General features: G+C 46.4%; 11 protein-coding genes. 7 read left to right on the top strand and 4 right to left on the bottom strand.

The features are described 5' to 3' along the window. Positions 1-208: 208 nt before the first annotated feature. The 6 genes from JGK39_RS21040 to JGK39_RS21015 all read left to right on the top strand — a co-directional run bounded on the left by JGK39_RS21040 (position 209) and on the right by JGK39_RS21015 (position 4,754). A complete protein-coding gene (locus JGK39_RS21040) occupies positions 209-430 on the top strand; it encodes a DUF3285 domain-containing protein (protein ID WP_293261520.1) in 222 nt (73 codons plus the stop codon). Between the two features lie 210 nt (positions 431-640). Then, a complete protein-coding gene (gene ybeY, locus JGK39_RS21035; protein ID WP_293261517.1) occupies positions 641-1,165 on the top strand; it encodes an rRNA maturation RNase YbeY in 525 nt (174 codons plus the stop codon). Between the two features lie 161 nt (positions 1,166-1,326). Next, positions 1,327-1,836, top strand: coding sequence for a diacylglycerol kinase family protein (locus tag JGK39_RS21030; protein ID WP_293261514.1), 510 nt, complete (start codon positions 1,327-1,329; stop codon positions 1,834-1,836). Between the two features lie 181 nt (positions 1,837-2,017). Beyond that, on the top strand, positions 2,018-2,605 hold the full coding sequence (locus tag JGK39_RS21025; RefSeq protein WP_293261511.1) for an aminodeoxychorismate/anthranilate synthase component II: 588 nt from the start codon (positions 2,018-2,020) through the stop codon (positions 2,603-2,605). Positions 2,606-3,157: 552 nt separating this feature from the next. After that, positions 3,158-3,940: an MBL fold metallo-hydrolase gene (locus JGK39_RS21020; RefSeq protein ID WP_293261508.1), complete on the top strand. Its 783-nt coding sequence runs from the start codon at positions 3,158-3,160 to the stop codon at positions 3,938-3,940. Between the two features lie 169 nt (positions 3,941-4,109). Next, positions 4,110-4,754, top strand: a complete 645-nt coding sequence (locus tag JGK39_RS21015) for a fasciclin domain-containing protein (RefSeq protein WP_293261505.1) — start codon at positions 4,110-4,112, stop codon at positions 4,752-4,754. 736 nt (positions 4,755-5,490) lie between these two features. On the opposite strand, the gene JGK39_RS21010 is transcribed toward JGK39_RS21015, so the two are convergent. The 3 genes from JGK39_RS21010 to JGK39_RS21000 all read right to left on the bottom strand — a co-directional run bounded on the left by JGK39_RS21010 (position 5,491) and on the right by JGK39_RS21000 (position 10,571). Then, entirely contained in the window at positions 5,491-8,166 is a 2,676-nt protein-coding gene (locus JGK39_RS21010) for a CHASE4 domain-containing protein (RefSeq protein ID WP_293261502.1), read from the bottom strand. Between the two features lie 348 nt (positions 8,167-8,514). Continuing rightward, positions 8,515-9,066 carry a hypothetical protein gene (locus JGK39_RS21005; protein ID WP_293261499.1) on the bottom strand — a complete coding sequence of 184 codons (552 nt, stop codon included), beginning with the start codon at positions 9,064-9,066 and terminating at the stop codon, positions 8,515-8,517. A gap of 500 nt (positions 9,067-9,566) precedes the next feature. Then, complete coding sequence (locus JGK39_RS21000) at positions 9,567-10,571, bottom strand: RNA polymerase sigma factor, RpoD/SigA family (protein WP_293260774.1); 1,005 nt, start codon at positions 10,569-10,571, stop codon at positions 9,567-9,569. A 668-nt stretch (positions 10,572-11,239) separates the two neighbouring features. On the opposite strand from JGK39_RS21000, the gene JGK39_RS20995 reads away from it, so the two are divergent. Beyond that, positions 11,240-11,452, top strand: a complete 213-nt coding sequence (locus JGK39_RS20995) for a hypothetical protein (RefSeq protein WP_293260772.1) — start codon at positions 11,240-11,242, stop codon at positions 11,450-11,452. Positions 11,453-11,512: 60 nt separating this feature from the next. Here JGK39_RS20995 and JGK39_RS20990 read toward each other — a convergent pair whose 3' ends face one another. Then, positions 11,513-13,249 (bottom strand): ATP-binding protein, encoded by a 1,737-nt coding sequence (locus JGK39_RS20990; RefSeq protein WP_293260769.1) that lies wholly within the window; start codon positions 13,247-13,249, stop codon positions 11,513-11,515. Between the last annotated feature and the right edge of the window lie 103 nt (positions 13,250-13,352).

Genomic DNA, 13,352 nt, shown 5'->3' with positions numbered 1-13,352 from the left:
ACCCGGTTTCTGAGTTGGCTGTGGGGGCTAAGAAACCGGGTTTTTCGGGGTTTTTGCGATGTGTAGCGAGTATTTTCGCAAAAAACCCGGTTTCTGAGTATCGGTGAGTAAGTTCTCAAAAAATCCTACACAAAACGTTACATCTTTGCTAACATCGTGGCGAGTCTGTGTTCAGCAGCCCCTCTGTTAACCTTCTAAACTAACCGTTATGAGTCAACCTCCCTCCACAACTCCCGCCTCGGAAGAGTCCGCCGCCGAAACCCCGATCGCCCCGACAAACAATGCACCTCCACCGAGTTATGTCAAGCTGGCCATGCGAAATATGGTTCGCAAGCGGGCGACTTCTCTGTTTCATTTTGCTTTGACGGCGGCTGGACTTTTGGGCGTACTCGTCGGTTTGGCTTTTCTCGATCGCTATTTCAACTCTTAGAATACCGGGCGAATAGAATTCGCGTCGATACAGGCAAAACCCGGATGGTGCGCGGGTTAAATACCGGGGGTTTGATGCGATCGCAGTCTTGACCCGTTGCAATCTTCAACAGATTATTGTAATCTGCCTGCTAAAAGCACACACTCGATTAGCCCGCCCAATTTCAAATTGTAAAAAATTCAATACTTCCCTTGACAAAAGAACCCAAAAATGATAATTGAGGTGAACGTCGAAGACTGTTACGGGCTCCCCGACGCTGACAACCTCCGGGAAAATCAACCCAGCGGGGAGATTGCCGCCGAAACCTGGGAAAATTGGTTTAGCGTTTGGCTGGAAAACCAGGAAGCAGATGTGCCAGAGGCCCCCGGCTACGAAGTCAGCCTGCGTTTAACCGCCGATGCTGATATCCAAGCCCTCAACGCCCAGTACCGCCAACAAGATCGATCGACCGATGTCCTAGCTTTCGCAGCTTTAGAGGTAGACTGTCCTCAGCTAGAGGAAATCCAGTCATCGGAACCTTTATACTTGGGTGATATCGTAATTTCGATCGATACAGCGCAGCGACAAGCCCAGCAGCAAGGACATCCCCTAAAGACTGAACTAGCTTGGCTCGCATCCCACGGTTTTCTACATCTTTTGGGCTGGGATCACCCGGATGACGAGAGTTTGACTCAAATGCTCGATCGACAAGAAACACTGCTGCGCGCGATCGGACTTGAGATCCAAACACCATAACTGACCTTGATGGTGACTTAACCAATCATGTCAAGCCAAACATAACTTTCTGAAATCATACCAAAACTTTAGTAAAAACTTAGGAAAGTTAACTAGACTTAATGAAGGAAATTTTCAAAGTCTAGCTTTCGTTAATCTCTGTAACTTAAAGTTGGTTGTTTATGACACTAGATCAACCGTCAATTTCATCAAACATCCCACCGTTTGCGATCGTGCCTCCCGATTCTGCCATGCCTACAGTCCACGAGCCTAAAAAAGCCTTGAAATACAAGCGAGAGCTTTCCTGGAAAATCGCATCTAGTTTAGCTACAAGTTTTAGATACGCTTGGGGTGGGCTAACCTACGCTTTTGAAACTCAGCGCAATTTTCGCATTCACACTGTTATAGGAACTTTGGCGATCGGACTAGGACTATTTTTGCACCTCAAACCTGTAGAAATATCAGTGATCGGCGTCACAATTGGTATAGTTTTAGCAATGGAATTGTTGAATACGGCCATCGAATCAGTGGTAGACTTGACCGTCGGGCAATCTTACCACGAACTTGCCAAAATTGCCAAAGACTGCGCTGCCGGAGCCGTTTTGGTATCCGCAATGGCTGCGGCGATAGTCGCTGCTGCACTACTGCTTCCTCCGTTGTGGGTAGTTGTTCAAATTGCGATCGTCCGTTAGTAAACTTATTGGGCAAGCTAAATTTTAGGTTTTAGATGACCAATTTGAGATTTTTAGTTTTATTCCTACATATTGCAGCTATTTTAATCTCGGGCATCTATCTAAAATCTTCAAACTCTTGCATTCAGGCAGCGAGTCAATCTAAAATCTAAAATCTCAAACCTAAAATCCAACTTAACCCGTGATTATAGTCATCGATAACTACGACAGTTTTACATACAATTTGGTACAGTATCTAGGAGAACTAGGTGCTGAGTTGCCCGTAGCAAAAGAAGTCCAAGTCTACCGCAACGACCAAATTTCCTTAGCAGACCTTCGCCGGTTGCAGCCCGCAGCAGTAGTAATTTCTCCAGGCCCAGGGCGGCCGGAAGATGCAGGCATTTCTCTGAAATTGATCGAAGAATTGGGGCCGACTCTACCAATTTTAGGCGTGTGTCTCGGACATCAAAGTATCGGTCAAGTATTCGGCGGCAAAATAGTTTCCGCACCGGTATTGATGCACGGCAAAACTTCTCAGGTAGAACACGCAGGAGTCGGAGTTTTTGTAGGTGTAGAATCGCCGATGCTGGCGACTCGCTATCACAGTTTGGTAATTGAAAAAGAGAGTTGTCCAGAAGTTTTGGAAGTTACCGCTTGGGTGGAAGATGGCACGATTATGGGCGTGCGGCATCGGGAATATCCGCATATTGAAGGCGTACAGTTTCACCCGGAAAGTATTTTGACTGCTTCGGGGAAACAGTTATTGCGGAATTTTTTGGAACGGCTTTAAGTTGAAGGAAGAAGGAAATTCGGCAACGGATTCGCTCGACGGATGTAACGGATGTAACGGATGGAAGTCGAGAAATGGAAGTCGGAAGAAGACAAATGGAAGTCGAGAAATGGAAGTCGGAAAAAGACATATAGCGGATCGATCTCTCATATTCGCAGACGTTGTTGAACCCCAACCCAATACGTTTAGTGGTTGTATTAAGCTGTCAGTAATACCTCATCTTTTTGAGAAAGGCTATACACACTCAACTTGAACGCGAGCCGTATTTTACGTTTAATCAAGTGGATTTGCTTAGTTGAGTTTCTCTGGATTTGTAGAGTACGCAGTACGCACCTTACCTTAAAACTCGATCGCACATTTCGCACTTTTGGAAATTTTATGGTATGATACCATGTCCGGTCTATAGACCGCAATAATTAAGGTTCGTAGTGCGGACTTCAGTCCGCTCTCAGGCTGCGGACTGAAGTCCGCACTACGAACCTTTTTGTTATCGTAATCGACCGGACATGATATAACAACAGACGACCAACACCCGATAACCGCAACCACAAGATGAAACGGCGACAATTAATACGTTACGCACAGACGGGTTTGCTAGCAGCTTTAGCGACTGGTTTACCATCTGGATGGGAAAGCTATCAAGCTCAAACTGCTGATTCTTTGGCCGTTCAGTGGTTGGGCCACACTTGCTTCTTGTTCGCCGGTGGCGGTGCGAGGGTGCTGGTGAATCCTTTTCGCCCCCTGGGCTGTACGGCAGGCTACCGTTCTCCTAAAGTGCCCACAGATTTGATTCTGATTAGCAGCAGATTGCTCGATGAAGGGGCGGTAGACGGATTTTCGGGCAATCCCGGCCTTTTGTACGAGCCTGGGGCTTATAGGTCTAACGGGCTCAGGATTCAAGGCATTCGCACACAAAAAGACCGTGAGGGAGGAAGGCGATTTGGGGTGAATGTGGCTTGGTTGTGGCAGCAAGCCGGTGTTAAGATTTTACACTTGGGTGGAGTCGCTGGCCCGATCGGCATTGAAGAACAAATCTTAATCGGGCGGCCGGATATTTTGCTAATTCCCGTCGGCGGAGGACCGAAAGCTTACACTCCGGCGGAAGCGAAGCAAACTGTGCAACTTCTCAAACCGAAAATGGTGATTCCCACACACTTCAAAACCCAAGCCGCCGATGCTGCTGCGTGCGATTTGGTGCCGCTAGATGAATTCTTGGCCCTAATGGATGGTACATCGATACGCCGATCGAATAACGACACGATTGCGATTAAATCTGCTGACTTACCGCAAACCGGTTCGGTGATTGAGGTTTTGAGTTACAGATTTAGCGGTTAAATTTCTTTTCCCCTGAGCTTGCGCTATAGTAAGGGAGTTTTGGTCGATAGACAATCCCAGCTCATTTTATCTCTACCGACTGCCTTTGGCAAACTTACCTTTTGCGGAAATTTCGCTAACATAAGAATTCACGTTCACTGTTTTATTGTCATAAGGAAAAGCAAGCGCAATGAAAAATCAAAATTTACCTAACTGGATGAAACAACTCACAGGTTTCGCAGGAGTAATCGGCGCTAGCGCGTTAATTGGTTTCCCCGCTTGGGCTCACATCAACTCCAACACAACTGTTAGCAATGCAACTCCAACTCAACAAGTTGCAGAAAATGTGAAAATCGCTGCTTCACCAGCACCAACAGCCTCACCGAAATCAACCACTTCACCAGCACCAACAGCCGCTACTAAGGATATTGTCGCTATTGCATCTGGCGACGCTCAATTTAAGACATTGACTAAAGCCTTGACAGCCGCAGGTTTAGTTACAACTCTCCAAGGAAAAGGCCCTTTCACTGTTTTTGCACCGACAGACGCGGCATTTGCTGCCGTGCCAAAAGCAACTTTGGATGATTTGCTCAAACCAGCCAACAAAGCCAAACTTGTTAAGGTTTTAACTTACCACGTTGTTCCTGGTGCTGTTTTATCTAGCAGCCTCAAATCCGGCGATGTTAAAAGCGTTGAAGGCGCCTCGCTGAAAGTGGCAGTTGCCGCAGGCAAAGTTACTGTTAGCGGCGCTAATGTTGTGAAAGCTGATATCAAAGCTAGCAACGGCGTTATTCACGTAATTGACAAAGTTTTGATCCCCGCTGATGCGAAGTAGCACGAGCATTTTGGGTCTCTAATGATGCCAAATGCTGTTAAATGAACGCGAAGTCAGGACACGGCGCCGTGCCTTTCGGAGTGTCAACAACCCGGTCAAATTTATACCAATTTTAAAAAAGAATGCAACAGTATTCTTGTTCCCCCCCTTTGTAAGGGGGGGGCTAGGGGGGGTCGAAGAGTGTTGCACGATTTTAGAAAAATGGTATTAGCACCGGTCTTCTGTCTGATGATTAAGGCCTGATCCCCCCTAGCCCCCCCTTAAAAAAGGGGGAACCGGAAGTGATCGAAGTCCCCCTTCTTAAGGGGGATCTGCCCTCGGCGGTAAACGAGAGATTACAAAGGGTTCTAGGGTTGGCGTTGCTTAATCAGGGTATGAAAAAACTAAGTTGAAAATCCCCAAGCTTTGTCGATACTGGTTTCTATGATTGGCATATTTAGCCTTTCATACCGTCAATCAGCAACGCCCTAGGGTTAAGTTGACACCTATGGGCAGTGCCGTTGCCCTACTGGCAATTAACGGCTTGTATTCCCCATAAAATCGTGACATAAAATTCATTTGAGAGCGCTAACAATCGCCTATTGGGCTATAAGTAAATCCACTTAATTAAACGTAAAATACGGCTCGCGCTCAAGTTTAGTGTGTATGTCTTCTTCCTTCTTCCTTCTTCCTTCTTCCTTCTTCCTTCTTCCTTCTTCCTTCTTCCTTCTTCCTTCTTCCTTCTTCCTTCTACTTATTACAATTGTGCCGGCAACATGAGAGTAAAAGTTGACCCCTTGCCCAACTCGCTATTCACAGTAATTTCTCCCCCCAGCATCTGAGAATATTTCTGCGCTATTGCCAAACCCAAACCCGTACCTCCGTACTTGCGGGTAGTCGAAGCATCAGCTTGCGTAAAAGGTTGAAATAATTTTTCTAGCTGTTGGGGAGTCATCCCAATCCCCGTATCAGTACAATTAAAAATTAACTCTTCAACATCCCAACTATTCTCGTCATTTTGATTTTTTTTAACGCTGAGTGTAACAATCCCTTGCTGAGTAAACTTCGCTGCATTGCTGAGCAAATTAAATAAAATTTGAGTTAACTTAGTTTTATCGGAATGCAATTGGCCAATATTAGGATCGCATTCAACATTCAGGCGATTGTTGTTTCTAAAAAATAACGGCTCAACAGTTCTTACTACATCTTTAATTGCCTCGAATACGTCAAAAGTTTCTAATTCAAGTTCCGCGTGACCGGCTTCAATCTTCGACAAATCCAGAATATCATTAATCAATCCGAGCAAATGGTTGCCGGCACTGTGAATTCTTTCCAAATCCGACACAAAGTCTTCTTCGCCAATATCTAAAGCATCTTCTTGCAGAATTTCGCTGTAACCGATAATCGCATTCAGAGGAGTTCGCAGTTCGTGGCTCATGTTGGCCAAAAACTGACTTTTAGCCAAATTAGCTGCTTCGGCGGCTTCCTTTGCATTGTAAAGTTCTGCCTCGGCTTGCAAGCGGTCGGTTACGTCGTGAGCCATCACTAATTCAGCATTTCTGCTATCAAATATCAGGGCATAAGAAGTAATTTCAACATCAATAATTGTGCCGTTTTTTGTCTGGTGCTGCCACACACAGGCCAAATCAATACTGGCATCTACTTCGGATATATTTTCTAGCAATCTCGGCATTTTTTGGGGCGGATGAATATCCGCAACGGTCATGTTGAGAAATTCGTCGCGAGTGTAGCCGTAGTGCTCGATAGCAGCCTGATTGACGGCTATAAATTCCAGAGTTTCTAAATCGTAAACCCACATCGGATGGGGGTTATTTTTAAACAAAAGTCTGTAGCGTTCTTCCGAGGCTCGGAGTTCGGCTTCGGCTTGCTTGCGCTCGGTAATGTCGCGGACAACTGTGCAAATAATCTCGCGGCCTCCGTAGGAAATCAGGCTGGCGCTTACTTCCACGTCCACGCAGGAACCATCTCGGCGCAGGTAGAGAACTTCGCCAATTCTTAATTGTTTCTCCCTTAGCAGGAACTGGATATTTCTCTCAACTAGGTCTTTGGAATAGGCGACGATATCGTAAACAGTCAGTTGCGAAATCGCATCAAGACTGTAATCGAGCAAGTTTGTAAAGGCTGTATTGGCTTCTAAAATGCGTTTGGTTTGAGCGTCCCACAGGAAAATGCAGTCTGTAGCTTGCTCGACTACGGCTTGGTAACGGGCTTTTTCTTCGAGTTGTTCGCTGTCGGCGATCGCCAGCGCCGACAGCATTCCGTTGATAGTATGAGCAAGGTCTGCCAACTCGTCTGCGCCCCTTACCGGCAGACGCACTGAGAGGTCTTGGCTGCTGCTGACGCGGTTCACTGCTTTCGCCAAACTGCTCAACCGAGACAGCACCAAACGCTCAATCAGCAGCAGAGTGCAGCCGATAAACCCGATTCCCGCTAACCCGACAGACACCAGCAGATACATTAAGCTGGTTTGACCTTGGTGGTATATTTCTCTGGGCATATCCACCCGCAGCAGCAGCGCCGGTCGATCGTAAATATCCCGGATCAAAGCATAACCCGCCATCAAATCTTCGCTGACAGGACGCACGAAAATCGGTTTTTTTGCCGACAGTTTGTGCCGCGCTTTCAGAAAATCAGCGGGTAAATGAGGCTCATTAATACTGTGTACAATCAGCGGCAAGCGAGTAATTTTAGACAGCTTCGCAATGCCCGCAGCATCGAAATTGCGCCCGAATACCAGCGTACCTCGGATCGGGCCGGTGTTTTTTGTAGTGACAATTGGCCGGGAAGTAATCAGTATCGGCCCCGAAGGCAGAAGCAGGATACCAGCAAGGCTACTGTTGGCGTTGGGGTGCTGCAACAGCGGGTCGCCCAGAGAAATATGCTCTTTTAATGCGGATGGAACAGGCGTTAGTTTCATTTTTTCGCTGTCTAAACCCGTACCGTAAACTATTTTGCCAGAAGTATTGACAAATATGGCTAGATTAACTCTCAAATTATTCAGCCCTTCTGGAACTAAATTGGAGGCAATGAATTCTGAGTTGCGGTTTTGGATAAAAGCGTAGGTGTCATCCCAGGCAGACCAGTCGGCAAAGCGCGAGTTGAAGTCATCTGCGGTTTGCCCGAACACGCTGAGCACTCCCTTCACAACCTGTGTGGCTTCTTGTTCCTCTGCTTTGACAAGGCTGCCCAAAAGGATGCTGGAGGAGGTGGCATACAGAATGCCAGTCAGTCCAGCGATGGTAATGCCAACTATTGATAGTGTTTTGCGACGCAGTTTCATCTTGCCGTGTATGTGATGTCCGTCCAAAATTCTCAACTCAGGAGCAATTTTACTGCTGTTTCCTGAATCCTGGCTGCTAGGGCCGCGCCAGTCTGCCGGGAGGGAGTTTTGTAGGGCGTCCCGCAGCCTCACATTTTCTCGGATATTTCCAGTTTTTTGTGTGACGCACTCTACTGCTGCCTTGTTAAAAAGTATACAGGTAACATCCGGTGACTTCAGGCATGGGAAGGAGAGTTAGTTTTTTGTTAAACAAGATTTTCGCCCAAGGGGAAAATTATTTCATAAATTAGGTTGGGTTGAGGCACTCCTACCGAACAAATAGGTTTTTGTTTCGCTTTACTATACCCAAGAAACCAAGAAAATCAGTAGGTATTGGTTGTACGATTTTCACAAATCAATGCAACTCTAGGGAAACTCCAAACTCTTATGCAGTAAGTCATTCCCAATTCTTTAATCTGCAATCGAAAATCGAAAATGGTATTAGTTTCCCCATACCTGCTGTTTGTGAGCTTCCTTGCAAATACCCAAAATGCGCCGATCGTTGTCGCTGACGGCCGAAATAGGGTGATACTGTTGCAGGTTTACGGAATAGGGAGAGCGACTGCCGTCGTAAGTGTCCACTACTGTTAAATTTAACTGAGTTCGCTCCGCAGTGCCGTAAAAACAGTAAAAAGCAGACCGAGGCAGGTAAAAAGCGCCGACTACTTTACTCTGCCGCATTTCAAATACAAAATATTCTTTTTTAATTCGATCGGGCTGGCTCGACTGGCCGTAGAGGTAAATACCGTCTGCTAAACCTGTGCTAGCGGTATCTGGCGCAGCATTTGGGGGGGATTGGGAGGTGAAAATGCCGGATTTGATGTCCGATTGCTGTGCCTCGCCTAGGGGAAGTTTGATGCGGAAGTTACCGGGCGAGAGAGCAAGGGCGATCGCCTCTAAACTGCTTGCGAATACGATTAAATAAGTTAAAACCACTTGCTTGCCCCAAAATTTCAAATAGCTGCAGCGCAGCGCCTCTTGTACCAGTTTCAAAAAGCTCGTACAGAAACCGGGTATTTGGGCGGGCGCTAAATATTAACTTGAGGAGCGATCGCCCGCCCGGTTCCTAAATTCAAATCTCAGATTAGTTTTGATAAATTGCGATCGCTCCAGAAAGTGCGATCGACATCTTAAATATAGCGCTTTTCAAATCTCGTGAGGTACTTGTCAGCCTACCAATTACCCATTAATATTTGTACCTCACTGATATCATGTCCAGTTGATTACCATCACAAAAAAGGTTCGTAGTGCGGACTTCAGTCCGCTTTCTGGCTGCGGACTGAAGTCCGCACTACTAACACAAAAACGGTTAGTAGTGCGGACTTCAGTCCGCTTTCTGGCTGCGGACTGAAGTCCGCACTACGAACCTTAGTTATTGCGGTCAATCGACCGGACATGATATCACTTGAAAATTGCTATAAAAGTATCCTTCCCAAAGGCGCCTGCACAAAAAAAGAGTTGAGACTTAGGGAAAATCTCAACTCTTTTACTGACTAACTAGCCAAGTATTCTCGGACTTGAGACTGGCGCCGCCGCAGGTGGGCGAGGGCTTGATGTTCTAGCTGTCGCACCCGTTCGCGGCTGAGATTCAGCCTTTCTCCGACTTTGGCCAGAGACATTTCGGTGCCGTCTTCCAAACCGAAGCGCAGAACAATCACATCTCGTTGCTGGGGGGTAAGTTCCGATATTAAAGTATCGAGGTCTTGCCGCAGCAATTCCGAAGTAATGTAGTTGTCTGGAGATGCTGTTTCATCTTCTAAGAGTTCTTGCAGTTCGGTATCTTGGTTATCTCCTACGCGCAAGTCCAAAGAAACTGGATGTCTTGCCATCAGCAGGTATTCCCGAATTTGGGAAGGGTGCAGTTCCAAGGCGGCGGCAATTTCCGCAGGCGAGGGAGAACGGCCCAACTGCTGGGTGAGTTCCCGCTGCACTTTTTTGATTTTATTGAGTTTTTCGGTGATGTGAATTGGCAATCGAATGGTGCGGGCGTGTTGGGCGATCGCGCGAGTGATTGCTTGGCGGATCCACCAGTAGGCATAGGTAGAAAATTTGTATCCCCGCATCGGGTCAAATTTTTCGACTCCCCGTTCTAAACCGAGGGTGCCTTCTTGAATTAAATCCAAGAATTCCATATTGCGTTTCTGGTATTTTTTGGCGATCGCGACTACTAGGCGCAAATTCGCTTCAATCATCTTTTGCTTGGCGCGCCGCCCTAACTGCAAGATCCGGTTCAGTTCGGCTTCGGTCAACTCCATTTCGGCAGCCCACTCTTCATTCGTCAGATCTCGCTGCCATTCTTTAGCAAGCGCTTGTTTTGCTTCGATTAATTTCATCATTTGCTGTACCTGTTTCCCGAAAACAATCTCTTCTTCTCGGGTTAGCAGGGGTACTCGACCGATCTCGTGCAGATAGGTACGAACCGTATCCGTTGAGGAGTATGGCCGGCTGCCCATGCGATCGGCTTTCACTGTTTTGGTTTTGGGGGTTGTAGTGGACATGGGTGAGTATTGCACTCCTTGTAACAACAGATAAAAAGTTGGTGATACCCTGTCCCACTTGTAAAAGTGGGATAAAGACTGCGACAGGGGGGATGTTACCCCTCCTGTTTATCGGTGACGATCGGTAGAAGCTTGTTGTATTGGATTACTTTTATGCTTGATTTTCCAGTAATCCCCGTCGATTTTCCGTAGCTCGCTAGCTTTAACGGCTAGTTTAAGGCGAAGTGAAGCAAGAGTTTACTTTTCTCAATACTATTTCCAATTTTGAGGATCGTAAAGGGTAAAAACCTCTGTCTTAAGGTAAAGATTCTACATTTTTCCTTAAGATTTTCAATTCCCTGCTAGTTTTAACTGCAACTCAGCTTCACAATACTCATGCAAACACGCTCATGCAAACAGACTCATGCAATTCGAGGGCTTTGTTTTGCTCTCTCTTCTATCATCGCTTGAATTTTTCTCGCTGCCTAGATGCTGCGATGCGAGATAACCGAACTCGATCGCCGTATTCGCTGCAAATTACTGTTTAAAATATTTCTTGACATTTTTATTCAAATATGCTAATCAACTTCTGCTGTCAGTGAGTAAAGATATATTAAGAGCGGGATATTGGGCTATTTGAGTTAAATTTTGCCGATCGACTGAACAATATTTCACCTTATCCAAATTTTATGGAGTTAGGGATGAGGGGTGAGGGGTGTGAGGGCAAAAGCCCTTGCTTCATTCAGTTGACAGTTGTCAAGAAGGAAGAAGGAAGAAGGAAGAAGGAAGAAGGAAGAGTTGACGTGCATGACAATCTTCAATCTTCAATCCGCCAATCTTCAATCCGCCAATCCGCCAATCTAAAATCTAAAATCGCCGGGCCGCAGATGCAAGGAAGATAAACACGGATAAACGCAGATTATTTTCTGATTGGAAAGCGCAGGAAAGCAATCTTGTCTCATCTAAAATCCCAAATCCATTTTAGCAGATTCTGCCTCTGCAAATACCTCTGCGTCGGGCATTTCTTGCCAATCAATATCCCCAATTTCCCTGTAAAATTGCTCGTCATAGGGACGAGTCTGCACAACTACCGGCATCGGTACGGCGTGCCCCAAAACTAATGCTTGCTGTTTCGAGTCGAGTTTGGCCAAAACCGATCGCAAACTCTGCCCTCCCGAAACACCCGTAAAGATAGCATCGATGTCTTTATCGTCGTTTAGCAAAGCTGTAATCCGCGTGCCGACTTGCGACATCACCTCGCCGTCGATACCGGAGGGACGCTGGTCTACAATCAGCAGGGTTACGAAGTATTTTCGCATTTCGCGGGCGATGGTGCCGAAAATAGTCGATCGCACGATCGCCGGATCGAGAAAGCGGTGGGCTTCCTCAATGGTAATCACTAACGGTTGCGGCTTTTCGCACGGATTTTTACTCTGCAAAAACTTGTCAGCTTTCTTCACGTAAGCTCCGTGAATGCGGCGAGTAATCACATTTGCAGCCAACATATAGGACAGCAAATCCGAGTGCGAACCGAACTCAATTACTACATTTTTACCCGCATCCAAACACTGCAAAACCTCAGTTACATAATTTTTAGGACAGCGTTTGCGAATGTATTTTAGATCGTTCAAACGCTCTAATTTGCGCTGCAAAGCCATAATCGAAGACTTATTTCCCCGCTTTTCTTCGCAAAAATTTTGAATATCTTCGTTAGTCATGTCCAGCAACTTATTGATCCAACCCTTGCCCAACTCATTGCGTAAAATAATTGCATTTTCGATACTAGCTTCCGACAAATTCAACTCGCGCTGCACCAGCGAGATATCTTCCACTTCAATTTCCTCGAAACTCAAAAACAACTCTTGAGCGTCGCGAACTCCCCGGCGTTTTGTCGATTCTGGATCGAGAGTATAAATCTGCATTTTATCGGGAAACAACTGCCGCAAACCTTTAACAGTGCTAAATTGTTTTCCTTCCGAAACAGCTTCCCACCCGTACTCCGAGTGCATATCAAAAATTAGATTGACAGCAGCTTGCTTGCGAATAATTCCCGACAGCAGCAAGCGCGTCAGAAAAGATTTTCCGGTTCCCGACTTACCAAAAACTCCGTTGCTGCGTTCCACAAATCTGTCTAAATCCAAGCACACGGCAACGTCCATGTCAATCGGTTTGCCGATCGCAAAATTGCGGCGGTACGGGTCATCTTCCCAGCCAAAAACCGCCCTAAAATCGGTTTCTTTGGCATCAAACACCTGGGAAAAGTGGCTGGGAATCGTTTTCACCGGCAGCAATTCCATATCGGCGCCACTTTGCGGCTCAAATGAACCCAAATTTCCCAAGGCCAGCTTTTTATCGGGGACTCCGTTACCTGTGGGATTGAAGATGGCTTGAGATTTTTCTTTTTCCGCAGTCAGCATCAACATGGGCGCAAGCTCGATCGTACCGTAGGTGCTGCTACCGGCGAGGACTGCGAGGAGAAAATCGTCGTTGGGGTTGGGAGGGTTGGATAAAATCCGAGTGCTGGATGTTCCGAGGGACACGTCGGTGAGCATACAGAAAAAGTGCGATCGTACCCCCCGCACTACTAAAAATTTCCCCACCCTCATATCTTCCACCGAAACATCGGCGTGCAGCCGCACTTCTAATCCCTTGCTGAGGGAACCTTGAATAACAGAGCCTAACGGTTTGTCATTAATCATTAGTCATTAGTCATTGGTTATTAGTCAGTAGTCATTAGTCAGTAGTCATTGGTCATTAGTCATTGGTTATTAGTTATTAGTCAGTAGTCATTGGTTATTGGTC

The organism is Microcoleus sp. PH2017_12_PCY_D_A (assembly GCF_020738565.1).
Taxonomy (GTDB): domain Bacteria; phylum Cyanobacteriota; class Cyanobacteriia; order Cyanobacteriales; family Microcoleaceae; genus Microcoleus.
The sequence above is the reverse complement of the archived record's forward strand: the minus strand, read 5'-3'. Positions and strand labels throughout refer to the sequence as shown.